This window comes from Georgenia sp. SUBG003 (assembly GCF_000715355.2).
GTDB lineage: Bacteria > Actinomycetota > Actinomycetes > Actinomycetales > Actinomycetaceae > Georgenia.
In genome coordinates, this window is record NZ_CP180204.1 from 3,970,318 (window position 1) to 3,993,317 (window position 23,000).

Below are 23,000 nucleotides of genomic sequence, written 5' to 3' on the forward strand. Positions count from 1 at the left end.
TACCGTGGCGACCCGCGGTACCCCAGAGAAGACGGCGCCTGCCGAACGGGACGGAGCCCGGAAGCGAAGCTAGAACTGCGCGGGATCACCAAGCCTCCCTCTGGGCGGCCATCGCCCTGCTCGGCGGCGTCGCCTGGTCCGTCCTGGCGATCTCCCGCGGCGAGACGATCAACGCGATCTGGTTCGTCTTCGCGGCCGTGAGCACGTACCTGATCGCGTACCGGTTCTACGCCAAGTACATCGAGCGGAAGGTCACCCGGCCGGACGACTCGCGCGCCACCCCGCCGAGTACAACAACAACGGCCGTGACTACATGCCGACCGACCGCCGGGTCCTCTTCGGCCACCACTTCGCCGCCATCGCCGGCGCCGGGCCTCTGGTCGGGCCCGTGCTCGCCGCGCAGATGGGCTACCTGCCCGGGACGGTCTGGATCATCGTCGGCGTCCTGGCCGGTGCCGTCCAGGACTACCTGGTCATGTTCTTCTCGATGCGCCGCGGCGGGCGGTCGCTCGGGGCAGATGGCCCGCGAGGAGCTCGGCGTCGTCGGTGGCACGGCCGCCTGCTCGCGACCCTGGCGATCATGATCATCATCGTCGCCATCCTCGCGTGGTGGTCGTCAACGCCCTGGGCGAGTCTGCATGGGGCGTGTACTCGGTCGCATCAACACGCCGAATCGGGAACTGGTGGTTCTGGTGCAGGTGAGGCGCTTCTATGTCACTGTGAGGCTTCCGACGGACCCGTCGGAAAAGGCCGGCGCCCGGACGGAGCGCCGGGTGGAACGGGCAGCGATGCCCCACGGACCTGGAAGGTGTGGGTCGATGAGGAGAACGGTCGCTCGTCTGGCGGTCGGAGCAACCGCCGTCGCTCTGGCTCTCGGAGCGTGTGCGCAGGGGACCGGTGGAGGTTCCGACGACGGGACGGGCGCGGGGGGCGACTTCGACCCCGAGGCCGAGCTGAGCGGCTCCCTCGACGTCATGGGTTTCGCGCCGGCGACGAGATCGCCACCACCCGCGTCGACCGGACGAAGGAGGCCCTCGGCGAGGACGTCGAGGTCGAGCTGATCGAGGGCGACCTCGACATCCAGCAGTTCCTCTCCGCCGTCGCCTCGGGGCAGCCGCCCGAGCTCATCTACGCCAACCGGGACCAGATCGGCACGTTCGCCTCCCGCGGCGCCATCATCCCGCTGACCCGGTGCATCGAGGGAGAGGGCATCGTCACGGACGACTTCCGTGACCCCGCGCTCGAGCAGGTGACGTTCGACGGCGAGGTCTACGGCATCCCGGAGTTCAACTCCATCCAGGTCACGATGGCGAACTCCGAGCTGCTGGACGCTACCGACGGGTGAGAAGTGGCACATATCCGCATCAACACGCCGAATCGGGAACTGGTGGTTCTGGTGCAGGTGAGGCGCTTCTATGTCACTGTGAGGCTTCCGACGGACCCGTCGGAAAAGGCCGGCGCCGGACGGAGCGCCGGGTGGAACGGGCAGCGATGCCCCACGGACCTGGAAGGTGTGGGTCGATGAGGAGAACGGTCGCTCGTCTGGCGGTCGGAGCAACCGCCGTCGCTCTGGCTCTCGGAGCGTGTGCGCAGGGGACCGGTGGAGGTTCCGACGACGGGACGGGCGCGGGGGGCGACTTCGACCCCGAGGCCGAGCTGAGCGGCTCCCTCGACGTCATGGGTTCGGCGCCGGCGACGAGATCGCCACCACCCGCGTCGACCGGACGAAGGAGGCCTCGGCGAGGACGTCGAGGTCGAGCTGATCGAGGGCGACCTCGACATCCAGCAGTTCCTCTCCGCCGTCGCCTCGGGGCAGCCGCCCGAGCTCATCTACGCCAACCGGGACCAGATCGGCACGTTCGCCTCCCGCGGCGCATCATCCCGCTGACCCGGTGCAGCGCCGGCGCGGAGACCTGCGGGCCGCTCGTGACCGACGAGCGCGTCATGGTGTGCGTGCAGCACCCGGGCGAGCTCGACGGTGCCTCGTTCGAGAACCGTCTCTCGCACTGGCCCGACGGCGGCGGCTCGCTCCCCCGTCCCGCCGTCGTCGCCTGGCGCGCCGACGGAAGGAAGATCGGCCACGCCTGACGGCGGCTACCCCTCGGGCCCGCAGCAGCTGGTGCAGGTGCGCCGTCGACCGGTCCAGGTCCGCCCAGGCCGTCGGGACCGCCGCTAACGTTGTACGCATGTTCGACGACGAGGCTGCAGCGGCTGCTCAGGGACCGGATCCGGATCCGGTGCCGGGGGGCGTGGCGTGCGGCGGAGCCGGCGCCGGTGGCGATCGAGGTGCTGCCGGTCGGGCGGTCGGTAGCGCTGCAGGCGCGGATGTCCTGGCGGGGCATGCTGGCGGAGCTCGCGCTGCATGCGGACCCGTCCGAGGTGGACGTCGATGCCAGGTGCGGGTCGACCATCGCCGCCGAGCGCGGCTTCGCCTCGGGCGCCATCCACGGCGACCTCGGCCAGGGCGCCCGCGAGCAGGCCCTGCGGGCCTTCCGCGCCGGCAAGATCGACGTCCTCGTCGCCACCGACGTCGCCGCCCGCGGCATCGATGTCGACGACGTCACGCACGTGGTCAACTACCAGTGCCCCGAGGACGAGAAGATCTACCTGCACCGCATCGGGCGCACCGGCCGCGCGGGCAACACCGGCACCGCGGTGACCTTCGTCGACTGGGACGACATGCCCCGCTGGTCCCTCATCAACAAGGCCCTCGTTCTGGGCGCCTGACGCCGGTGGAGACCTACCCACACCCTCCCCCGCACCTCGCAGGGAGGACGCGCCGGCAGGAAGGTGTCGGAAGCGAGAAGGTGCCGGCGCGAGACTTCAGCGCCGGTAGCGCACCAGGTGCCACACGTTCGTGCCGTCGAGGCGCTCGTAGGAGAACTCGTCCAGCACCGCCCGCGTGAGGGCGAGTCCGCGGCCCTGCTCGGCGAGCGGGTCGGGAAGGCCGGGGGCGCCGGGGTCGCCGTCGACCTCCTGGCCGGCCTCGAGACGTGCCACCACCCGGTCGGGCAGCACCGCGAGCCGGAAGCGGTAGACCACCCTGCCCTCGGGGCGCCCGTGCTCGACGACGTTCCCGGCCACCTCGATGACCGCCGTCTCGAACATCATGAGGTCCTCGGCCGCCAGCGGGGTGGTCGCCCCCCACCGTCTCGAGCAGGTCGTGCAGCTCGGAGAGCCGCCGGCACCCCGGCAGCCACCACCCGCTGGGCCGACCTCCTCGCCAACGGCGAGCCACCGTTCTGAGGCCCGGCAGGCAGCGCGGGACCCGCCACGACGACCAACCCAGCACGCCAGCACGCCAGCACGCCGGATAACCCCCGCACGCCCGAAGAACAGAGCATCTCCACGCGCGCCGGCTCCACGCCATGCCTGCACAAGTGCTCGTGCCCCCGCAAGGGCGATGTCTCGCGCCTGTCCTGCCGTACCGCGTCATCGGCTCGAGACTTCAGCGTTTCCGCATCACCAGGACGTCCGGAGCGCGGATGAGCCCGAGGATCTGTCGAACCGGCACGGGAGCCCACGAGCGCAGGGTCGTGAACCAGCCGCGGTTCGACGAGCTCCACGACCCGGCCGCAAGGTCTCCCGTTCCAGGTAGCTCACGACGAGTCTTGCGAGCGGCGCCTCGTCCTCGACGACGAGCACCCGGGTACCACGGTCGGTCGAACTCATGCCGCACATCCTGCCGAACGGGCGCAGCAGCCCGCGCCGTCACCACCTCCGGCCGGCACGTCGCCGGCCGTAGACGGACGAAACCTTCATCGAATCTTCATCGCCGGGCACGCGAGCCCGGAGTGCGGGCGCGGCCGCGGACCAGCCCCGGTGCACCGCGCCGCCGGGCCGGCTCTGTCGCACCGAGGGAGTGGGCGTCGTCGGCGCCGCCGTCGTGTTATCAGGCCGCGAGGCAGAGTGCGAACCCGATCGCGGGCGTCAGGAGCGCAACACCGTAGATCGCTGCGCGGACGACCTCCGGCGGGTGCAGGCCGAGATCGTGCAGAGCGTGGTATGTCCGGTGGCAGCAGTGCCACAGCACCAGGCCGAGCGCGACGCACACGCCGAGCGCGACGAGGGGGGGTGCGTGAGGAAAGCGTGCGCCTGCTCGTAGGTGCCGTCGCTCCGCCGAACGCGCCGAAGGGCACCAGGAGAGTGAACACCAGGACCAGCATCGGGTCCGGGCTCGCGTTCGGCCCCTGGGACCTGATCCTCTGGCGGGTGGTGGGTGGCCTGGGGGGTCGGAGCCGCCTCGGTGATCGCACCGGCCTACATCGCGGAGATCTCGCCGGCGAGCATCCGGGGCAGGCTCGGGGTCGCTCCAGCAGCTCGCGATCGTCACGGGCATCTTCATCGCCCTGCTCTCCGACGCGTTCCTCGCCGGCGTGGCCGGCGGGGGCGGCGGAGCCGCTGTGGTTCGGCCAGGAGGCGTGGCGCTGGATGTTCTGGACCGAGCTCATCCCCCGCGGTGGCGTACGGCGTGCTGGCGCTGCAGATCCCCGGAGTCACCGCACCTGGTAGCGAAGGGGGCGGGCACGACGAGGCGCACGCGGTGCTCAGCCAGGTCCTGACCACCGGCGCCGCGAGCGCATCCACGAGATCCGGCAGACCCTCAGGGAGGAGCGGCGCACCACGTTCGCCGACCTGCGGAAGGGTCGGTCAACGCGCCCGCCAGCGCTACCACCCCGCGATCGTCGCCCAGGCGACGGCGACCCTGGGCGAGATGTTCCCGGGGCGGTACTGGGTGGCGCTCGGCTCGGGGCAGGCGATGAACGAGCACGTCACCGGCGAGCGCTGGCCCGACAAGGAGACCCGGGTGCGGCGCCTGGAGGAGTGCGTGGACGTCATCCGCCGCCTGCACGCCGGGGGAGGAGGTCAGCCACGACGGCCTCGTCCGGGTGGACCGTGCGCGCCTGTACGACCTGCCGGCGGAGCCGGTCCCGCTGGTCGCGGCGATCAGCGCCGCGAGCGCGGCCCGCGTGGCAGCGTGGGCTGACGGGATGATCACCATCAACCAGCCTCACGAGACGCTGCGCTCGGTGGTCGCCGCCTACCTGGACAACGGGGGCCGCGGCCCCTCCTGGAGGTCACGCGCATGGACGAGGTGCTCGACGTCGTCGAGAACGACCCCGGATTCCCGGACGGCGACCCCGCCTCCGACGCCGCAGGACTCGGCGGCCAGCGCGACGCCGTCTGAGTCCGGGCACATGTCGAGAACCCGCCGTACGCCCGCGCGTCGCCGCCCCGACGGGCGAGCACGCCCGTCGGCCCGTACCCTCGTGCCAGTATTGAAGCCTGGCACTGTAGAAGATCACGTGACTCAGGTCAGCCCCCTGGCCGCCCGTCCCCGTATCGTGGACCTGAAAATGCGTACTGACCAGCTTCCCGAGCGAACGCCCCCGACGACGGACCACCGGCCCGACGTCCGGTCGGCGCGCCCTGCCGGCCGCTGGGAGTTCACCGACGCAGACGAGCTGCCGGTGCTTCGGCGTGCGGTGATGGAGGCGGCGGCGCGGTCGGTGGAGCTCAACACCGACGAGCTCTCGAACTCCTCCGTGCACCACAACCTCGCCCTGGTCACCACCGAAGCTGGCCACGAACGCGCTGAAGTACGGCGCCGGCCGATGCCGAGCGCGACGGCGAACGCGAGGACCCCGGCCTCGCGGCGCGCCAGCCACCCGAGCAGGGCGACGGGGCGGGTCAGCGGGGGATGTCCGGGATGCCCCCGGGGGACGTCGAGCACGAAGGAGCAGGCTACGCGTCCGGCGGCACGGCGAGCGACCGAATTACCGGGCGGGCGGACGGCCGCCCGGACGGCCGGGCTCTGCCCGACCGGTCCGGAAGGCCGCCCCCCGCACCTGAGAGACTGGGAGGGCACCATCACCCGAGAGGACCCCATGAGCACCGACCGCACGACCCCCCGCAGCCCCGCCCGCCGTCGTCGAGCGTGAGCGGAAGGCCCGCAGCGCGTTCCGCAGCTACAAGGTGATGGCGTTCGTCACCGGCGGGATGCTGCTCCTGCTGACCCTCGAGATGGTCCTCAAGTACGGGTTCAACGGCGGCCGCGGACGCGTACCAGCGGCCGGTGACGGTGCTGCCGGGCGGCGCCGTCGAGCCGGGCACGCCGTGGGTGCTGAAGATGCACGGCGACGTCGCCCGCCCGGAGTCGATCGTCCTCTCGCGCAGCGACGTCGTCACCTACGACGCGCTCTCCCGCCCCGTCATCGGCGGTGCAGGCGCTCATGCTCACGCGGCACCTCCTCGTGGTCGGCGCCTCCATGACCGACGACAACTTCCTCCGCCTCGCCCACGAGGTCACCGCCTTCCGCGAGCGCGACCCCCCGCACGGGGACGACGACGGCGCCCCGCCGATCGGCACCGTCGTCACGCTCTCGCCCAAGCCGGCCCAGGAGAGGCTGTGGGAGGGCCGGTTCCGTTACCTGACGATGTCCGACGGCGCCACGGGCGCGAGCGGGCCCGTCACCTCGCGATCTTCCTGGACCTCGTCGCGATGCTCGCCACGAGCCGCGCTCCGCCGATGCCGGCGGCAACCGTTCGGGGCCCGTCGGCGACGGCCGGGTCCGCCGGGGGCCCGCGCGCGTTCCGCGGGTGCGGCGGTCGGCGGATAACCTGCGACGGTGCCGACCCCCTCCACCCGCGTCCGATGAGCGTCCTCTCCGACCTGCGCACAGTCGCCGTCAACGACGGCTTCCGCAAGCTCTTCGCCGTCCGCCTGGTCTCCCAGTGCGGTGACGGCGCGTTCCAGATCGGCCTGGCGACGCTGTTCTTCTTCAACCCGCAGAACATGGCCACCGCCGGCTCGGTGGCGGCGGCCGCGGTGCTCCTCCTCCCGTTCACGGTGGTCGGCCCCTTCGCCGGCCCGCTGCTGGACAGGTGGCGGCGCAGGCAGGTGCTCCTGTTCGGCAACGCAGTCCGCGTGGTGCTCGCGCTCGTGCTGGCCGCCATCCCGGCTCGACCTGCAGCGTCGCGCGCTCTCCGCCCTCGCGGCCCTCGCCCGCCTCCGTCCGCGAGCTCGGGCAGGCGTTCGCCGGCGCGGGCACGAGCTGGCGCTGGTGGGCGGGCCGGTCCGCGACGCGTTCCTCGGCGAGGTCTCGCACGACCTCGACTTCGCCACCTCCGCCCGCCCGGACGAGACCGAGCGTCTCCTCGCCGCCTGGGGCGACGCCTGCTGGGACATCGGCAAGGAGTTCGGCACCATCGGCGCCGCAAGGGAGACACCGTCGTCGAGGTGACGACCTACCGCACCGAGCGTACGAGGTCGGCTCCCGCAAGCCCCGAGGTGCAGTACGGGACACCCTCGAGGGCGACCTCTCCCGCCGGGACTCACGGGCCGGACGGTCGTCCAGGGCGTCCAGCCAGGTGCGACCCGGTGTGGGCCGACGGTCGTCAGGGCGTCCAGCAGGTCCAGCTGGTGCGACGTGGCGTGGGCCGGCGCTCGTCAGGGCGTCCAGCCGGAGCGACCCGGTGTGAGCCGACGGTCGTCAGGGCGTCCAGCAGGTGCGACCCGGTGTGGGCCGGCGGCCGTCAGGGCAGCAGTGTGCCGGTGAGCACGTCACTGACCGCCGCGGCCGTGGCCAGTGCCGCGCCGAGGATCATCCAGGGCCCGAAGGCGAACGCGGACTCCCGCCCCGCGCGGCGGACGACGCAGGAGCACGCATGCGAAGAGCCCGCCCAGGACGAACGCGAGCACGGGGCCGGCGAGCACCGGTCGACCATCCGAACCATCCGAGCCACAGCCCGAGCACCCCTGCCAGCTTCACGTCGCCGAGACCGAGGGTGGGCACCTTCGCTCCCGGCCGCACCCGGGGGCAGCCCGAGGGCGACGTACTGCGGACGCCTGGCCTGCTCCAGCGCGATCTCCAGGGCGGCGCGGTGCGACGGCGGCTCGCTCTTCATGAGGTCCGCCACCGGGACGCCGAGCTCGGTCGAGATCGCGCTCAGCAGCGCAAGCCGCGGCTCGCGGCGCCCGTTCTCGATCGAGGAGAGGAGCGACGGCGCTCGCTCCACCCGCGCGGCCAGCTCGGTGAGCGTCAGGCCGGCCCGCTGCCGGGCGTGCCGCACGCGACGACCCAGCGTGGCGAGATCGACCGCGGGGTCCGCCTCCGAGATCAACGGCCCGACATCCGTCCGCGGATCCCTCTTGCCGCCCACCACCAGAGCCGCGGCACCGGCGACCACGCGAGCGAGAACGTCTTCGTAGAGGCCCTCGGCCACGAGGACACGCTGCACCGAGAGGCAGTTCTGGCCCGCGACCCCGAACGCACCGGAAACCACCGCACCGGCGACCTGATCGGGGTCGGCGTCCGCACAGACGATGAGGGCGTTGTTGCCACCCAGCTCCATGAGCAGCTTCCGCGCCGGCCCCCTGCAGCGATCTTGTCCGCCGTCGTCGGACCTCCCGTGAACGAGAGAACGTCGATACGGCGGTCGGCGACGAGCGCTGGACCCGCCGCACCGCCCGCCAGCCGCGTCCGGCGGCGACACCCGCCGCCAGCCCGCGGTGGTGGGCGCCCACCATGGTGACCCTCATGGTGCTCGGACTCGTCTCCGTCGTGCTCACCTATCTGACCAAGGCAGCCTGCCCGTCCCCAGCCCTCGGCAACTGGAACCTCGCGATCGGTTTCGGTGTGATGGTCGTGGGCTTCTTCATGACGCTGCGCTGGCGCTGAGGCCCCAACCCGCTGTCCTAGCTCTAATGCCCAGGCACGTTGACGGCCGTCGATGACGGACCGTGCACCCCTCGGACGTCCCTGACCCGTCTCCCGGGACAGCTCGCGGTCGGCGCCGGAACGCTGTCGATCCCGCCGACCGCCCGCTGCGGTCAGCGGACATCGTGATGCTCTCCAGGCGGACTATCGCCGCTCCGACGACCTGCCGAGGCCCCCCATGCCGCTCCCGGCCGTCCTCCAGCGGCTGGCCGCCCGCACGCGCTGACGCGCCCGGCGTCTATCCTGGCGGGCGTGAGCACCCCAGAGCAGCCCAGTCCGGCGCCCACCGAGACCGCCCCAGAAGCTCGACCGGGGGAGACCTCGCCGGCCGCGCCGCGACCCGTCCTGGTGGTGGACTACGGGGCCCAGTACGCCCAGCTCATCGCCCGCCGCGTGCGTGAGGCGAACGTGTACTCCGAGATCGTCCCGCACACGACGCCGGTGCACGACATCCTCGCCAAGGACCCGGCCGCCATCATCCTCTCCGGCGGCTCCTCGGTGTACGAGGAGGGGGCCCCGGCCACCGACCCCGAGCTGTTCGACGCCGGGGTGCCGGTGCTCGGCATCTGCTACGGCTTCCAGTCCATGGCCCGCGCCCTCGGCGGCAAGGTCGCGAAGACCGGCACGCGCGAGTACGGCGGCACACCACCCTGGGGATCGACTCCCGGACGTAGCTCACACCCCTGAGCTGCATGCTCCGGCCGCGATCCCGATCGGGACCGCGGCCGTCGTCGTAGATGACGCCCGTGGCCCCAAGCCCCCGGACACAGAACGACCCAACAGGAGGCAGCTGTGCAGCTCACGGCTCTACTCGACCAGATCAGCCAGGGATCATCCGTCTCCTGGCCCACGACCCGGCCCGGTCCACCGCAACACCCTTCGACGGTGAGGCCGGCTGGGGAGTCCTCTCCACGCCCACCAGCACCGGCGCGTCGGCCACGCCGTGCCAGTCCGCCGAGGACTCCGACCTGTGGTTCGCCGAGCGCACGGCCGACGTCGAGATGGCGAAGGCCCTCTGCCGTGAGTGCCCCGTTCAGACGGCGCGAGCGTGCCTGGCCGGGCGCGCTCGAGCGCAAGGAGCCGTGGGGCGTCTGGGGCGGCGAGGTGTTCGTCGACGGTGTTGTCGTCGCCCGCAAGCGTGGCCGCGGCGTCCCCGGACCGCCCCCCCGGGCCCGCGACCCCGTGGGCCCCACGCGCCCGATCCCGCACCCGGCGCGATGCACACCCGCCCCCGGGGCGCCCGATCGACGCGCCCCTCCCTCGATCGTGACCCCCCCACCGGCTCCCAGTCGTGCGCGGACTTCAGCGACCCGTCGGGGTTCACCGCCCGCGGGAACGTGTCGTTGGTCAGCACCACCGCCGGGCCGACGAAGACCCCGTCACCCAGCACCGCCGGCTCGTACACCAGGGCGTAGTTCTGCACCTTGCAGTTCCGCCCCATCCGCACGCCGGTGCCGATGTAGGCTCCACGGCCCACGACGCACCCCTCCCCAGCACCGCACCCTCGCGAACCTGCGCCAGGTGCCACACGGAGGACCCCTCACCGATCACCGCGTCGGGTGACACGTCCGCACTGTCAACGATGCGTGGCACCATCGAGCCCTCCTGTCCTCGGGCCGCGTCGGGTGCTGCGGCCGGTCGGGGAACGGGTATCCCAGCGTGCACAGAGCCTCTCGGGACGATCGGCTCGGAAGACCCGGCGAGCCAGAGATGCGAACGGCCGAGCCGTGTGGCCGGAGCGAGCTCATCTCCTGAGAGAAGCGAGCGCCGCCGCGAGCTGGGGTCCCGTCGCGATACCGCCGGCTGCCAGCACCGGCACGTCACCGGCGATCCCTACCACCTCGGGCGTGAGAACCATCGTTGCCACGTTTCCCGTGTGGCCACCCGCCTCCGTGCCCTGCGCCACGATGAGGTCGACTCCGGCGGCGAGCTGCTTCTCGGCGTGCTCGCCCTTGCCGACGAGCGCCGCAACGGGCACCCCTGCGCTGGCCGCCTCCAGCATCGCCGGCGGCGGGGTTCCGGAGTGCGCTTGCGACCAGGGCCACCCGGGTGGGAGAAGGTGGACGTCGAGCAGCTCGGCCACCAGCGCGGCGTCGGTGTTCGTCTCGAGGCTGGCGTCGATCCTCCCGAGCCGTTCGAGTTGGTCGTGCTCGCTCAGTGGCGGGATGCCGTACTTCTCGAGCAGGCCGTCGACGAACTGCCGGTGCTCCTCGGGTATCTGGCTCCGAAGGTCCGCGGCGCGCGGGGCACGGCGGTGGTCGCGAGCACCGCGATGCCGGCTGCGGCGATCACGGAGATCGCGCCCCAACGCATGGCTTTTCCGCTGGTCATCGCCCCTCCTCACGCACCCGGAACTCCACCTGAATGCTATCGGAGCAGAGCTTCCTCACCGATGTGATCCTCCCGACGGCGCGCCGCGCCGGACCTCCGCCGCCCCCGCAGCAGGCCCCGCCGTCATGGATCATGGATCAGTACTCGTTCGGCATGAGGATCCACAGGATGAAGTAGACGAGGAACTGGCTGCCCGGCAGCACCATCAGCAGCAGCACGAACAGCAGCCGGGCCACCCACGGGCTGAGCCCGAAGCGCCGCCCGAGCCCCGCGCACACGCCCGCGATCACGCGGGTGTCGCGCGGACGGACGAGGCCGGTGCGGCCCACGGACTGGCGGATGTCGGTCAGTGACAGATCCTTTCGGTGTCGGTACCTCAACGGTGCGCACCAGCCCGCCACGTGCATCGGGGTCGGACCCTGAAGTTCACCCTGATCACAGGCCCACGGCGTGGGCGACGTCGGCGTTGAGCAGGGAGACGAGCTCGCGCTGCACGTGCCCGGTGAGCACCATGCGCACGATGTCCATGACGTCCGGGGTGGTCACGCGCAGCCCGCCGCGGAACTCCGACTCCAGGCCGACGCGCTCGAGCATCGTGGAGATCTGGGGGACCGCCGCCGTGCACGACGACGGGCCGCAGCCCCACCTGGTGGAGGAACAGCACGTCCTTGGCGAAGGCCCGCTTGAGCTCGTCGTCGACCATGGCGTTGCCGCCGTACTTGACGACGACGCGGGCGCGAGAACCGGCGCAGCCAGGGCAGCGCCTGGATGAGCACCTCGGCCTTGTGCACGGGGGTACAGGTGCTGCTCGACGTCCAGGCCTCGGGGCCGGCGGGCGAGTCGGCCACGCTCGCCGTCGACGCCAGGGCCAAGGCCCTCAAGGCCGCCGGCCGCCCCGTGATCGGCTTCGGCGCCGGCGAACCCGACTTCCCGACGCCCGACTACATCGTCGAGGCCGCAGTCGCGGCCGCGAAGGACCCGGTGAACCACCGCTACACCCCGGCGAAGGGGCTGCCGGTGCTGCGCGAGGCCATCGCGGCCAAGACCCTGCGGGACTCCGGGTACGAGGTCTCCCCGACTCGGTGCTGGTCACCAACGGCGGCAAGCAGGCGGTCTACCAGGCGTTCGCGGCGATCGTCGACCCGGGCGGCGAGGTGCGTGCTCCCGCCCCGTCACCTGGACCACCTACCGGACGGCCGTCCGCGGCGCCACCCAGCCCGACATGATGACCTTCCTCAACACCTTCCGGAAGGTCGGCGGCGCATTCGACGTGCGCGACGACGGCATCCGCTTCTGGCACCCCGGCGGCGACCTGCACTCGATCGTGCTGGAGACCGACGTCCACCCCGCTCATGACCGACTGGCAGCAGCCGCTCGTCGTCGCGCTCACGCAGGCCAAGGGCCTGTCGATCGTGCACGAGACCGTGTACGAGAACCGGTTCGGCTTCACCGACGCTGCGCGGCATGGGCGCCACCATCCAGATCTACCGCGAGTGCCTCGGCGGGCTGCAGTGCCGCTTCGGCCAGCGGAACTTCTACCACTCCGCCCGCCCGCACACCTCGAACTGGGACTTCGCGCTCATGCTGGCGATCAGCTGGCGGGCGGGCGCGCCGGTGAGGTACCTCGGCAAGCACACGTTGTTCAGGAAGCCGTTCGGACCGTTGATGCGGGCGCTGGGCGGCATCCCGGTGGACCGCGCCAACCTGCAGGGCTCGTCGACGAGCTCGTCTCCCGGGTGAAGGCGGGCGAACGGTTCTACCTCGTGGTCCCCGGAGGGGACGCGCAGCGCGTCGCCGTACTGGAAGTCGGGCTTCTACCGCATCGCACGGGCCACCGGGCTGCCCGTCACGCTGGGATACGTCGACCGCACCACGATGACGGCCGGCCTCGGACCCACTCTGGCGCTCACGGGCGACGTGACGGCGGACATGGACCGGATCCGAGCGTTCTACCGGGAAGCGCAAGGACGAGGCCGACGGCGACATCTCGCACTACCAGGCCCTCACCACCGCGCTTGCCGCCACCGTCGCGTCGGCAACATCGCCGGTGTCGCCACCGCCATCCACCTCGGCGGGCCGGGTGCCCTGTTCTGGATGTGGGTCACCGGTCTGCTGGGCATGGCCTCGAAGTACTCAGAGGCGTTCATGGGCGTGCGGTTCCGCACGAAGGACGCCAGGGGCGACGTCTCGGGCGGCCCCCAGTACCTACCTCGCCCGGGCCATCACCCACGGTTCGGCCTCGTCCTGAGCCTCGTCTTCGCCGTCTTCGCGGTGCTGGCCAGCTTCGGCATCGGCAACATGACCCAGTCCAACACCGTCGCCACCTCGGTGGAGGAGTCCTTCGGGGTTCCGGTGTGGATCGTCGGCCTCGTGCTGGCCGTCGCCACCGGCGCTCACCGTTCGCGTTCAGCGACAACTCCTGCCCTTTCTGCCAGGAGGGCTTCCACACCTCCTGCGTCAACGGCGGCTGGTACGGCGCCGGTGGCGTGGGCGGCGGCCAGGCGGAGGCGATCCGCGTCCCTCAGGCCGACGGCACCCTGGTGGTCGCACCGGCGGGCGCGGGCGAGGACCTGTACCCGTCGCTGCTCGCACTGACCGACGTCTATCTGACCGGTTACCACGCCGCCTACATGGGCCGGGTGCGCCCGGTAGCACCGTCACCGTGATCGGCGACGGTGCGGTCGGTCTCTCGGCCGTCCAGGCCTCGCGCCGGCTGGGCGCCGAGCGCATCATCCTGATGGGCCGTCACACCGCGCGCACCGATCTCGGCCGGAGTTCGGTGCGAGACCGACCACCGCGAGACCGACGGGCATGGCGTACTTGGCAGGCCATCTGAGCCAGAGCAGGAGTGTGCCGACCACCAGGATCGGTAGCAGGCGAGTAGAGCGAGTACTGCGAGGTTGTCCATGAGCCCTCCAGGTGCCGGCGTCATCGCCGGATCGATCGGGTTCCACATTATGGAAATGCATGTCCACGCCTGAGTTCGGACAGAACCGTACCGGTATTGCGTGCACCGGTACAGAGACTGTCGGTGTTCATCCGCGCGTCAGCGTCGAGGTGCTGAAGCGCCACGGCGTCGACATGCTGTGGTGCCGGCCGACGGCCGTGGACGCACGTCGCCGTGGCCGGCTGTGCAGTGATGCCCGTGGGGGCGGTTGTGCAGCGATGCCCGCGCGAATGCCCGGCCCTGGCTGTGAAGTGGAGCCCGCGCGGATGCCCGGCTCTCGGCCGCACAGCTGCCACGGCGGGGCTTGCGGTCGGGGCAGCGTACGGAAGGAGGCCGGGCGCCTCCGATTTGTGTGATGGGGGTCATGGGTGGGGGGTTGATCGTGGGTTCGGGGGCTGTGTAGTATTGGTGGGCCCTGCCAGGGAGGCACGGACACCGTGAGGGTGGCCGGTCCCGGGGGAGTCCTGGTTCTGAGTGTGGTTTCGTGCTGCGCGGGGGCCGGGTGCCTGTGTCGAATTCTTTGTCCTGGTGAATGTGTCCTGGATTACTCCGGGGGGATTTGCGGGGGCGGGGTTGGACGGGTTAGGTTTGAGAGGTTGCCCCGGAGGGGGTCCGAGAGCGGGAATTGTTTCGGGTTCTGTCTCCGGTGTGTGTCTGTTCTTTGAGAACTCAACAGTGTGCCAAGTTTTTTGATGCCATTTGAATTCTGGGTGTCGTGGCGCGGCCATCCCGCGCGACACGCTGGTCGACGTGCCCGCCTGCACGCTTCCCGACGGCAGCACGACCACGCCGCACGAGGACGCCATGTTCAACTCCGCGTTCCAGACGGGTGGGCAGACCGGTGACGTCGGCGCGGCGGCGGCCTGCACCATCCGGACGGTCCAGGACCTGACCGCATCGTCATCGACGACTTCGTCGTCGTGGACTTCGCCGGGTTCAAGAACGTCGTCGACGCTCTCGACGGCGTGCCGCTCTACTTCGACAAGCCGATCGACGACCCTACGCGCAGCTGCGGGTGCCGCCGGCTGCCAGGTGCTCGACGGCACGGAGGCGCTCGGGGTCGCCCGCGCGCGCAAGACCGTCGCGACGGCTCGGACATCTCCCGCATCGGACGCAGCAGGAGCGTACGTGGCCGCGGATCGCCCGGGAGGCGCCGCATGATCCCTGCAGGCGCCGCACAGATTCCGGTCGACGGTGAGGAGCTCGCGGAGCGGGTCGCCGGCTCGCTCCGGGACGCCCTGCACCTGCGGGAGAGCGACGTGGCCGTCACCGCCGAGATGACCGCCCCCGACGCGGTGAACCACCTCGCCGTCGACCTCTCCGGCAGCGTCATCGACAACCGCTACCTCTCGCGCAGCTCGATCAGCCTCCGGCCGCCGAGGTCGACCGCCGGCGGCGTCTCCACCGAGCTGCGGTCCCTGGCCCTCACGGGACGCCCGTCGTCGCGTTCGGTGCACCGATCTCCGTCCAGCTCGACGCGCAGCAGGTCCCGGCGACGTGGCTGCACGACGCTCGGGCCAGCTGTGGCTGGCGTTCCGCGACGAGCGCCCCACGCCCAGGTCATCGGCGCGACCGAGTCCGACCTCGGCGGCTACAAGGACGTCTCCGTGGCCATCAAGACCAAGGGCGTGCCGCAGGACCCGTCGGAGGGCGTGTGGGCCCACCTGAAGTACGAGGGCGGCGTGCACCGCGTCCAGCGCGTGCCGGTCACCGAGTCCCAGGGCCGCATCCACACCTCGGCCGGCGTGCTCGTGCTGCCCGAGGTGGACGACCCGGGCGAGGTCGAGATCGACCCGAACGACCTGCGCATCGACGTCTACCGCTCCTCCGGCCCGGGCGGCAGTCCGTCAACACCACCGACTCCGCCGTGCGCATCACGCACGTGCCCACCGGCATCGTCGTGTCCATGCAGAACGAGAAGTCCCAGCTGCAGAACCGGGAGCAGGCGATGCGACAAGGGTGCGGAGGTCGTGGTCGGCACCCCGGGCCGCATGATCGACCTGCTCAAGCAGCGCATCCTGGACCTCTCGCACGTGCGCACCGTCGTCCTCGACGAGGCCGACGAGATGCTCGACCTGGGTTTCCTGCCCGACGTCGAGACCCTGCTCTCGCGCACGCCCGCCTCGCGCCACACCATGCTCTTCTCCGCCACGATGCCCGGCGCCTCGTGGCCATGGCGCGGCGTACATGACGCGCCGACGCACATCCGCGCCCAGGACCCCGACGACCAGGGGACCACCGTCAAGAACATCCGCCAGGTGGTCTACCGCGCACACGCCCTGAACAAGGTCGAGATGCTCGCGCGCATCCTCCAGGCCGACGGCCGCGGCCCGCACGCCTCGCGCCCGGAGAATCAGCGGCGCGCACGCTCCTGGGCAAGGTGCGTCGTGCGCACGTCGTCGATCCACACCTGCCGTGAGGTCGGCCCCCCGAAGCGCTTGCGGTCGTAGCCGGTGAACGGCGGCTCCAGCTCGTCGAGCCGGTCCACCGCCGCAGCGAGGCGATCCCGCGAGCCCCGCCCTCCTCGAGCGCAGCGATCTCCTTCTTGATCTCCTCGATCACCTCGTCCTTCGCCCGGATCGTCGTCGGGGAGACCGACCACAGGCAGACGTACTGCCCGGACAGATACCCGTGCGTCCACTCCGCCTCGGCCACGTCACGTTCCTCGGCCGGCCACTGCCCGAGGAACCAGTCCCGCAGCGCCGTCTCCGAACCGGCCTCCTGCACGGGACCGAGGAAGTCCGGTGTGCACCATCGGCGTCCCGTCCGGAGAGCAGGGTAGGCCGGCAGCGGGAGCCTCCGGCTCGGCCATCGGGTGAGCTCGTTCCACTCGGGGATGAGTTCCCGAGCGGGCACCCGTTGTGGCAGAACGCACGCCGCAGTCCATGCAGCGGCTCGCCTGGCGCGTCAGCGCCGGGGAGTCCTCGAGGCGGCGGGTGTAGACCTCGCGGTTGTCGAGGATGCGCACGGCCACCGGCCGGCGGGCCGGGAGCTCACGCTCGCGGTGCTTCAGGAAGCCCTGGGGGGTCAGCCACGGGTCGCCTCCATGATCGTGGCCCACACGTCGGGCGAGGCCGGGTCGAGGCCGTCCTCGGCCGCCCGGACGAGGGCGGCGGAGACGGCGGCGTACTGAAGCACTCCGCCGGCCCGGCCGGCATCACCGTCGACGTCGAGCAGAGCGGCCAGGACATCCCCTGAGCGCCACGCTGCCGGAGATCGCGCAGGACAGTGCGCCCGACTCGCGGCGGCTCTCCCCGCGGCCGCATCGTGCTGCGCCGGTTCCTGCGCAACAAGACGGCCGTGGTCGCCTGGTCGGTTACCTGCTCCTCGTCGTCGTGGCTCTCGTGGGGCCGCTGGTCTCGCCGTGGTCCTACACCCAGGTCGACCAGAGCGCCTTCCTCAAGCCTCCGAGCGACGCCCACGTGCTGGGAACCACCCAGGCCGGGCGCGACGTCGCCCTGACGATCGAGGGCCTGCGCAAGTCGATGATGATCGGCCTCGGGGTCGCGCTCATCCAGACCTTCGTCGCGGCCACCGTCGGCGCGTTCGCCGCCTACTACGGACGGTGGTTCGACAAGGTCGCGTGTGGGTCATCGACCTGCTGCTCGTGGTCCCGGCCTCTTCATCATCGCGATCATCTCGGTGCAGGCCGGAGGAGCAGTGGCACGCCCGCCTGTGCGGGATGCTCTCCGAGGTCTACTGATCCCGGGCGCGGGGCCGGGTACCGGACGGCCACGCCTACACTGACGCCATGGCAGGCCTCATCCGGCGCGAGGACATCGCGGCAGTCCGCGAGCGTGCACGGATCGACGAGGTCGTGGGCACCTACGTCACCCTCAAGCCCGCCGCGGCTCGATGAAGGGGCTGTGCCCGTTCCACGACGAGCGCACCCCCTCCTTCCACGTCCGGCCCCAGCTCGGGCTGTGGCACTGCTTCGGCTGCGACGAGGGCGGCGACGCGACAGCCTTGCGAGCGACGCGTTCCCGCGCGCGAGTCCCCAGAGACCTCGTCGTGGACGAGGCGGTCCTCGAGATTCTCGTCGAGCAGGCGCCGCTGACGGTGGTACGTGGCCCCCGGGGCTACGGCAAGTCCGCCACCCTGAGCGCCTGGCTCTCCTCCGCGCCGCCCACCCACCAGGTGGTGCGGCTCTCCCTGACCCGTGACGCGAACGACCCGGACGAGTTCTGGCGCGCGGTCGACGCGGAGCTCACGCAGGCCAGCGTGCTCGACGGGGAGTCCGGCCACCGCACCCGGGTGGTCCAGGGGCTGACGCGACGCGCGGAACCGCTCACCGTCGTCATCGACGACTACCACCATGCGGGCCGGCTGGAGACCGCCGCCGACATCGACGCGGTGCTCGGAGCCGTCATGGGGCTGGCGATCTGGCGCATGGCGCCGCTGTTCAAGGTGATGCAGAAGCGCATCGACCGGATCAACCTGGTGCTGCGCGAGCAGATCGCCGGCGTGCGGGTGGTCCGCGCGTTCAACCGCCAGCCCACCGAGCGGGTCCGCTTCGACGAGGCGAGCACGGAGCTCATGGCGACGGCGCTGCGTCGGAAGATCATGGCCGTGGTCTTCCCGGCGGTGCAGCTGATCATCGGCGCCTCGTCGGTGGGCGTCATCTGGTTCGGCGCGGCCGGATCGACGCCGGAGAGATGGAGATCGGCTCCCTCGTCGCCTTCCTCAACTACCTCATGCAGATCCTTATGTCTGTGCTCATGGCGGTCATGATGTTCGTGATGGTCCCGCGCGCGAGGTCAGTTCCGAGCGCGTCAAGGAGGTCCTCGACGCGAGCGCTGGGGTCTCGGGCGGCGGGCTCCGGTGCGAGGTCAAGTATGTGGACACATACCGTTAACCCAACGTCATCGGCGAGTAATATCTGCCTCCACGGGACGACGACGACCCACCACATCAGCACCACGACGATGCGGAGCCGTCCGACCGGGCCTCCGCAGTGAGGACAGCACGCGGATGGAGTCACCTCAGGTCTCCGGGCCTTTCCCCGCGCGCGCGCACGGGTCGTGTACTCGCCCGACCGGGCAGCACGACGCCTGCGGGGTCGCCTTCGTCGCGACGCTCCGCGGCACCCCGGGCCGCGACATCGTGGACGCCGGGGCTGACCGCACTGCTCAACCTGGACCACCGCGGCGCCGTCGGCGCCGAGGACGGCCCACCACGCCGGTTCCCGGGGCGCTGCCGTCGGAGGGTAGATTCCTCCCGGCGGCGTCGGCTCAGGACCGGACGCCGGGCCTGACCTCTCGTTCCCAAGGAGCCCACATGTCCGTCGGTGACATCGCCGGTCTGATCGCCGCGATCGCGTTCGTGGCGCTGGTGATCTTCCTCGCCGTGCCCTGCTCAAGCTCGGCAAGGTTCTCGACGAGACCCGCGGCACCGTCCGGCAGCTCACCGAGCACACCCTCCCGGGCCCGCGGACCGCCCGACTAGACTCGGCGCGGGCCTGCACCGCGGCCCTTCCACCGCTTAACACCGAGGTCACCGTGTCTGAGAACGAGTTCGCCATCGACAGTCCCGCCCCGCAGCAGGGCACCGCCCGGGTCAAGCGAGGCATGGCGGAGATGCTCAAGGGCGGCGTCATCATGGACGTCGTCACCCCCGAGCAGGCGAAGATCGCCGAGGACGCCGGCGCCGTCGCCGTGATGGCTCTCGAGCGCGTCCCGGCCGACATCCGCGCCCAGGGCGGCGTCTCGCGCATGAGCGACCCAGACATGATCGACGGCATCATCGGGGCCGTCTCGATCCCCGTCATGGCCAAGGCCCGCATCGGCCACTTCGTGGAGGCCCAGGTCCTGCAGTCCCTCGGCGTCGACTACGTCGACGAGTCCGAGGTGCTCACCCCCGGCCGACAGGGTCAGCACCGTCGGGTTGCCGGACTCGTCGGTGGTGACGTCCGCCGCGAACGTGCCGACGTCGATCTTCGCCACGTGGCCCACGTACTTCGAGGGCAGGATCGCGTGGAAGCTGTCGCCGTCGAGGTGGTTCTGCCACCCGAACGCCACGCCGTGGTAGGTGCCGACCAGCTCCGGCTCGTCCGCGCCCGGCGTGAACCGCCACAGCCGGGGCGCCGGCGTCAGGCGGGTGTGCTCCACCCCAGGGAGAGGGGGGACCACGATATCGCCCGTGCTGGTGAAGCCGGTGCCGGCGAACGGCGGCCGCTCGAGGAAGTGACCACCGGTCCGGCCGACGGTCCTCCTCGTCCCTGCCCCGCCCGTCGCAGGGAGGACCAAGGAGTGCCGGCGGAGAAGATCGGGGCGAGGCCGAGCACCAGACCGATCCCCATCATCACCGCGAGGAGCGCGGCGAGCAAGGAACTGTTGATGCCGGCGGAGGCGAGGAGGGCTGTCACGAGGAGGCCTCCGCCCATCAGCATCCAACCCTTGCGAGCGGGTGAGAGCTGGCTGGACCAGCCCGGGCGACGGGGAGTGCCGGAGTCGCGCATCGAACCTCCTGGGGGAAGGGCGTTGAGACGGGACCTTAGTCCCACCCGAATCCGGACGCCATGCGTTGTCCGAATGCTCCCCGTTCCCGAGGTGGTTCTTCTCAAATTCCGAGACGTCACCGCAGTTCCCCGCCCGAACTCGCTCCACCCCGCTCCGACCTCGGACGCCCCGGCTCCGACCCCTGACTCACTCCAGGGGCGACTCCGGCCTCGCGACTCCGCTCCCAGGACCTGCCTCCGCCTCGCGCCGCCTCCGACCGGTGTCGCGACGGTCTACGAACTCCCGGCCGCCGCGCGGTGAGATCCCCGGAAGTTCCGGCCCGGGGCACGAGAAGGGGCGAGGCACCCGGTGGCGCCCCGCCCCTTCAGCTGATTCCCACGCCACCCGCGCAAGTCCTGCCCGGGCGCCGTCGGCCGATCCGAGTCTCGCCCCTGCGCGTCCGTAGCGGCGCTGCGGAGGGTCGTGGAACCTGCCCCGCGATACTTCTGGCGGCGCGGAGCGGTTCACCTAGACGTGGTTGGTAGCGATGACGGCGAGGGTCTTCCTGCCCTTGCGCAGCAAGGCGTAGCCGCCCGGCCAGCACCTTCTCCGTCTCGCTCTACGGCCTGGAGTCCACCGCCGTGGCGCTGTCCGTGCTCTGCCCCCTGCTCGCGCTGCTGTTCATGGCCCTGGGCCGGGGCGCTACCGGATGCTCCACGACCGCGAACGGCCCCCGCACCGCCCACGTGCGAGCGGGTCCTCGTCTACGGCGCCGGCGACGCCGGCTCGCAGCTGGTGCGGCTCATCAGGGAGGACCGTGCCGCGGCCTACCACGTGGTCGGGCTCGTCGACGACGACCGGCTCAAGCGCCACCTGGTGATCGACGGCTGCCGCGTCCTCGGCACCGGGCAGGCCCTCGCCGAGCACGCCCGCGGCACCGGTGCCACCGCCGTGATCCTCGCCATCCCGTCGGCCGGCGCCGACGAAGGGCTGGGCGTCAGCGCGATCTCCGTGTCGCGCCGGTCGGTCGTCGACCACGACCCCGTCGCCGCGGCGGCGAACGTCGCGTACTCGTACCGCACGGTCGACGCCGCGGTCGAGCTCGGGGTGCGCACCGTGTGCCTCGGCCTGCACCAGCCGCTGACCCCCGCGCAGCAGACGGCGACCTGGTTCTGGCACGAGCCCGGCGCCGCCGACCCGACGACCCCGAGGTGTACCGCCACGCCGTCGAGACGTTCCGCCAGCTCGGCCGCTACGCGGCTCCGACAGAACAGCCGCCCGCTCGGTGTCCGAGCGCTGCCTGTGTCCCAGCCCTACCGGTTCCCGAGCGGGCGACTGCCGGGGCGCTGTGTGGCCAACGACACGGCCTCCGGGGCGGCGCAGGGTGGCCCGGCCGTTGTCGGGGACGTGGGAGGCCCTGTAAGGTGGCAGCTGCCAAAGACCGCCGGTCGCCGTCTCGCAGACGGGGCCAAGTCCGCTGACGCGGAGCCTGCGCAGGTGAGAGACGAGCTTGAGCCATTCGTGGCGCCCGAGCCCGTGCTTCCTGCGCACGGGGCTTTTCTGCGTTTCGGGCCGCCGACCGGCGTCACTACCGGAAGGAGGGCCATGGCGAGGCCTGACAAGGCGGCAGCGGTTGCCGAGATCACGGAGCAGTTCCGTGGGTCGAGCGCCGTCATGCTGACCGAGTACCGCGGACTCAGCGTCGCCCAGCTCAAGCAGCTGCGCCTCGCTCGCCGGTACTGCTAGCTACGCCGTGGTGAAGAACACGCTGACGGCCATCGCGGCGAAGGAGGCCGGCCTCGACAACCTCGAGGACGAGCTCTCCGGCCCCACCGCGATCGCGTTCGTGACCGGGGGAGCCGGTCGACGCGACCCTCGACGGGGCGAGCCTGCCCGCGGCGGCGACGGTCTTCACGCTGGAGTGACGGGCAACGCCCCGTCAGGCGAAGCGCTCGAGGATCGAGGACTCGGCGAGGCGGGAGAGTCCCTCACGGACGGCGCGGGCGCGGTGCGGACCGACGCCGTCGACGGACTGCAGGTCCTCGGCCGACGCCGAGAGCATCACCTGCAGGCTGCCGCAGTGGGCGACGATCGACTCCGCGACCGGTGTGGGCAGGCGCGGGATCTTCGCGAGGACCCGGTAGCCGCGCGGTGCGAGGGCGGAGTCCAGCGCATCGCCGTCGGGCCCGACACCGATGACCCGTGCGATGGTCGGCATGTCTACCAGCTGTGCCGACGTCAGCCGCGACAGTGCCTCCAGCACGTCGGCCGGGCTCCGGCCGACGGAGCGTGCGCTCGCGGTGCTCCGCCAGTGAGCCGCCGATGATCTTGGGCATGGACAGATCATGCCACTTGCTGACGAAGGTGTGTGAATCGTCGTGAAGAACCGCGGCTCGTCGTCGCCAAACGCTCGGACGGGTGGTGCCGGCGTGCGCGAGGTCTCACCGGGCAGTCCTCCCCATCGGCACGGGCGGGTCTATGCCCTAGCCTCCGGAGGAGAACGACCGTAACCCGAAGGAACCCGCATGACCACCGCCGACCAGTACTCGTCCTACGACGCCAGCA

Annotated in this window: 17 protein-coding genes and 21 pseudogenes; 24 read left to right on the forward strand and 14 right to left on the reverse strand. The window is 71.4% G+C overall.

All coding sequences use genetic code 11. From position 1 onward, the window contains the following. Nucleotides 1–197: 197 nt before the first annotated feature. The 4 genes and pseudogenes from DA06_RS21545 to DA06_RS21560 form a co-directional block, all read left to right on the forward strand. Nucleotides 198–553, forward strand: a pseudogene (locus tag DA06_RS21545) (carbon starvation CstA family protein); the annotation flags it as partial. 27 nt (nucleotides 554–580) lie between these two features. Beyond that, nucleotides 581–1,345, forward strand: a complete 765-nt coding sequence (locus DA06_RS21550; protein WP_418608150.1) for an ABC transporter substrate-binding protein — start codon at nucleotides 581–583, stop codon at nucleotides 1,343–1,345. A 176-nt stretch (nucleotides 1,346–1,521) separates the two neighbouring features. Beyond that, nucleotides 1,522–2,088 carry a hypothetical protein gene (locus DA06_RS21555; protein ID WP_418605989.1) on the forward strand — a complete coding sequence of 189 codons (567 nt, stop codon included), beginning with the start codon at nucleotides 1,522–1,524 and terminating at the stop codon, nucleotides 2,086–2,088. 186 nt (nucleotides 2,089–2,274) lie between these two features. Then, entirely contained in the window at nucleotides 2,275–2,727 is a 453-nt protein-coding gene (locus DA06_RS21560) for a helicase-related protein (protein ID WP_418605990.1), read from the forward strand. Nucleotides 2,728–2,823: 96 nt separating this feature from the next. Here the strand turns inward: DA06_RS21560 and DA06_RS21565 are convergent, their stop codons facing one another. Beyond that, nucleotides 2,824–3,111 (reverse strand): ATP-binding protein, encoded by a 288-nt coding sequence (locus tag DA06_RS21565; RefSeq protein ID WP_052437035.1) that lies wholly within the window; start codon nucleotides 3,109–3,111, stop codon nucleotides 2,824–2,826. Nucleotides 3,112–3,892: 781 nt separating this feature from the next. Next, nucleotides 3,893–4,060, reverse strand: a pseudogene (locus tag DA06_RS21570) (hypothetical protein); the annotation flags it as partial. Nucleotides 4,061–4,459: 399 nt separating this feature from the next. Here DA06_RS21570 and DA06_RS21575 point away from each other — a divergent pair. Then, nucleotides 4,460–4,987 (forward strand): LLM class flavin-dependent oxidoreductase, encoded by a 528-nt coding sequence (locus DA06_RS21575; RefSeq protein WP_418608151.1) that lies wholly within the window; start codon nucleotides 4,460–4,462, stop codon nucleotides 4,985–4,987. Nucleotides 4,988–5,311: 324 nt separating this feature from the next. Here DA06_RS21575 and DA06_RS21580 read toward each other — a convergent pair whose 3' ends face one another. Further along, nucleotides 5,312–5,734, reverse strand: coding sequence for a hypothetical protein (locus tag DA06_RS21580; protein WP_418605991.1), 423 nt, complete (start codon nucleotides 5,732–5,734; stop codon nucleotides 5,312–5,314). Nucleotides 5,735–6,233: 499 nt separating this feature from the next. Between DA06_RS21580 and DA06_RS21585 the strand changes: the two genes are divergently transcribed. Together DA06_RS21585 and DA06_RS21590 are read left to right on the forward strand one after the other, a co-directional pair. After that, nucleotides 6,234–6,620, forward strand: a complete 387-nt coding sequence (locus DA06_RS21585; RefSeq protein WP_418605992.1) for a hypothetical protein — start codon at nucleotides 6,234–6,236, stop codon at nucleotides 6,618–6,620. 444 nt (nucleotides 6,621–7,064) lie between these two features. Then, complete coding sequence (locus tag DA06_RS21590) at nucleotides 7,065–7,244, forward strand: hypothetical protein (RefSeq protein ID WP_418605993.1); 180 nt, start codon at nucleotides 7,065–7,067, stop codon at nucleotides 7,242–7,244. A 292-nt stretch (nucleotides 7,245–7,536) separates the two neighbouring features. Here the strand turns inward: DA06_RS21590 and DA06_RS21595 are convergent, their stop codons facing one another. Beyond that, nucleotides 7,537–8,355, reverse strand: coding sequence for an aldehyde dehydrogenase family protein (locus tag DA06_RS21595; protein ID WP_418605995.1), 819 nt, complete (start codon nucleotides 8,353–8,355; stop codon nucleotides 7,537–7,539). Nucleotides 8,356–8,498: 143 nt separating this feature from the next. On the opposite strand from DA06_RS21595, the pseudogene DA06_RS21600 reads away from it, so the two are divergent. From DA06_RS21600 to DA06_RS21610, 3 pseudogenes are all read left to right on the forward strand, one after another. Next, nucleotides 8,499–8,681, forward strand: a pseudogene (locus tag DA06_RS21600) (cell division protein CrgA); the annotation flags it as partial. 384 nt (nucleotides 8,682–9,065) lie between these two features. Continuing rightward, nucleotides 9,066–9,365: pseudogene (locus DA06_RS21605) on the forward strand (glutamine amidotransferase-related protein); the annotation flags it as partial. 197 nt (nucleotides 9,366–9,562) lie between these two features. Then, nucleotides 9,563–9,887: pseudogene (locus tag DA06_RS21610) on the forward strand (WhiB family transcriptional regulator); the annotation flags it as partial. A 4-nt stretch (nucleotides 9,888–9,891) separates the two neighbouring features. Here DA06_RS21610 and DA06_RS21615 read toward each other — a convergent pair. The 4 genes and pseudogenes from DA06_RS21615 to argB all read right to left on the reverse strand — a co-directional run. Next, nucleotides 9,892–10,316: pseudogene (locus DA06_RS21615) on the reverse strand (N-acetyltransferase); the annotation flags it as partial. Nucleotides 10,317–10,464: 148 nt separating this feature from the next. Then, nucleotides 10,465–11,028 carry a nitronate monooxygenase gene (locus tag DA06_RS21620; protein ID WP_418605996.1) on the reverse strand — a complete coding sequence of 188 codons (564 nt, stop codon included), beginning with the start codon at nucleotides 11,026–11,028 and terminating at the stop codon, nucleotides 10,465–10,467. A 160-nt stretch (nucleotides 11,029–11,188) separates the two neighbouring features. Continuing rightward, on the reverse strand, nucleotides 11,189–11,380 hold the full coding sequence (locus tag DA06_RS21625; RefSeq protein ID WP_043499070.1) for a PspC domain-containing protein: 192 nt from the start codon (nucleotides 11,378–11,380) through the stop codon (nucleotides 11,189–11,191). Between the two features lie 109 nt (nucleotides 11,381–11,489). Continuing rightward, nucleotides 11,490–11,842, reverse strand: a pseudogene (argB, locus tag DA06_RS21630) (acetylglutamate kinase); the annotation flags it as partial. On the opposite strand from argB, the pseudogene DA06_RS21635 reads away from it, so the two are divergent. The 7 pseudogenes from DA06_RS21635 to DA06_RS21665 all read left to right on the forward strand — a co-directional run. Further along, nucleotides 11,820–12,599: pseudogene (locus DA06_RS21635) on the forward strand (aminotransferase class I/II-fold pyridoxal phosphate-dependent enzyme); the annotation flags it as partial. The pseudogenes argB and DA06_RS21635 sit on opposite strands and share 23 nt — an antisense overlap. Nucleotides 12,600–12,602: 3 nt before the next feature. Continuing rightward, nucleotides 12,603–13,019: pseudogene (locus tag DA06_RS21640) on the forward strand (1-acyl-sn-glycerol-3-phosphate acyltransferase); the annotation flags it as partial. Further along, nucleotides 13,009–13,439, forward strand: a pseudogene (locus DA06_RS21645) (alanine:cation symporter family protein); the annotation flags it as partial. The pseudogenes DA06_RS21640 and DA06_RS21645, both read left to right, overlap by 11 nt. Nucleotides 13,440–13,447: 8 nt before the next feature. After that, nucleotides 13,448–13,824, forward strand: a pseudogene (locus tag DA06_RS21650) (IMP dehydrogenase); the annotation flags it as partial. Nucleotides 13,825–14,900: 1,076 nt separating this feature from the next. After that, nucleotides 14,901–15,110, forward strand: a pseudogene (locus tag DA06_RS21655) (LCP family protein); the annotation flags it as partial. A gap of 447 nt (nucleotides 15,111–15,557) precedes the next feature. Next, a pseudogene (locus tag DA06_RS21660) lies at nucleotides 15,558–15,952 on the forward strand (peptide chain release factor-like protein); the annotation flags it as partial. A 1-nt stretch (nucleotide 15,953) separates the two neighbouring features. After that, nucleotides 15,954–16,328 (forward strand): annotated as a pseudogene (locus tag DA06_RS21665) (DEAD/DEAH box helicase); the annotation flags it as partial. A 23-nt stretch (nucleotides 16,329–16,351) separates the two neighbouring features. Here DA06_RS21665 and DA06_RS21670 read toward each other — a convergent pair. The 3 genes and pseudogenes from DA06_RS21670 to gltD all read right to left on the reverse strand — a co-directional run. After that, nucleotides 16,352–16,600, reverse strand: a complete 249-nt coding sequence (locus DA06_RS21670; RefSeq protein ID WP_418608153.1) for a DUF6058 family natural product biosynthesis protein — start codon at nucleotides 16,598–16,600, stop codon at nucleotides 16,352–16,354. Beyond that, nucleotides 16,537–16,725, reverse strand: a pseudogene (locus DA06_RS21675) (DUF6058 family natural product biosynthesis protein); the annotation flags it as partial. The gene DA06_RS21670 and the pseudogene DA06_RS21675, both read right to left, overlap by 64 nt. Before the next feature lie 87 nt (nucleotides 16,726–16,812). Next, nucleotides 16,813–17,029, reverse strand: a pseudogene (gene gltD / locus DA06_RS21680) (glutamate synthase); the annotation flags it as partial. Between the two features lie 720 nt (nucleotides 17,030–17,749). Between gltD and DA06_RS21685 the strand changes: the two are divergent. Together DA06_RS21685 and DA06_RS21690 are read left to right on the forward strand one after the other, a co-directional pair. Then, nucleotides 17,750–17,955: pseudogene (locus DA06_RS21685) on the forward strand (CHC2 zinc finger domain-containing protein); the annotation flags it as partial. A 102-nt stretch (nucleotides 17,956–18,057) separates the two neighbouring features. After that, complete coding sequence (locus tag DA06_RS21690) at nucleotides 18,058–18,729, forward strand: ABC transporter transmembrane domain-containing protein (protein ID WP_418608155.1); 672 nt, start codon at nucleotides 18,058–18,060, stop codon at nucleotides 18,727–18,729. Here DA06_RS21690 and DA06_RS21695 read toward each other — a convergent pair. Next, the gene (locus DA06_RS21695; protein WP_418605997.1) at nucleotides 18,686–18,919 is read right to left on the reverse strand and encodes a hypothetical protein; all 234 of its coding nucleotides are present in this window, start codon (nucleotides 18,917–18,919) and stop codon (nucleotides 18,686–18,688) included. The two genes, DA06_RS21690 and DA06_RS21695, sit on opposite strands and share 44 nt — an antisense overlap. Nucleotides 18,920–18,969: 50 nt before the next feature. Between DA06_RS21695 and DA06_RS21700 the strand changes: the two are divergent. The 3 genes and pseudogenes from DA06_RS21700 to DA06_RS21710 form a co-directional block, all read left to right on the forward strand. After that, nucleotides 18,970–19,165, forward strand: a pseudogene (locus DA06_RS21700) (hypothetical protein); the annotation flags it as partial. A 110-nt stretch (nucleotides 19,166–19,275) separates the two neighbouring features. Then, on the forward strand, nucleotides 19,276–19,443 hold the full coding sequence (locus DA06_RS21705) for a DUF948 domain-containing protein (RefSeq protein WP_418605999.1): 168 nt from the start codon (nucleotides 19,276–19,278) through the stop codon (nucleotides 19,441–19,443). A 122-nt stretch (nucleotides 19,444–19,565) separates the two neighbouring features. Next, nucleotides 19,566–19,874 (forward strand): annotated as a pseudogene (locus DA06_RS21710) (pyridoxal 5'-phosphate synthase lyase subunit PdxS); the annotation flags it as partial. Between the two features lie 212 nt (nucleotides 19,875–20,086). Here the strand turns inward: DA06_RS21710 and DA06_RS21715 are convergent. Further along, nucleotides 20,087–20,455 (reverse strand): hypothetical protein, encoded by a 369-nt coding sequence (locus DA06_RS21715; RefSeq protein WP_418608371.1) that lies wholly within the window; start codon nucleotides 20,453–20,455, stop codon nucleotides 20,087–20,089. Between the two features lie 514 nt (nucleotides 20,456–20,969). Here DA06_RS21715 and DA06_RS21720 point away from each other — a divergent pair. After that, nucleotides 20,970–21,398: pseudogene (locus DA06_RS21720) on the forward strand (nucleoside-diphosphate sugar epimerase/dehydratase); the annotation flags it as partial. A 642-nt stretch (nucleotides 21,399–22,040) separates the two neighbouring features. Further along, nucleotides 22,041–22,326: pseudogene (rplJ, locus tag DA06_RS21725) on the forward strand (50S ribosomal protein L10); the annotation flags it as partial. A 48-nt stretch (nucleotides 22,327–22,374) separates the two neighbouring features. Here rplJ and DA06_RS21730 read toward each other — a convergent pair. Continuing rightward, entirely contained in the window at nucleotides 22,375–22,698 is a 324-nt protein-coding gene (locus tag DA06_RS21730; RefSeq protein ID WP_418608372.1) for a helix-hairpin-helix domain-containing protein, read from the reverse strand. Between the last annotated feature and the right edge of the window lie 302 nt (nucleotides 22,699–23,000).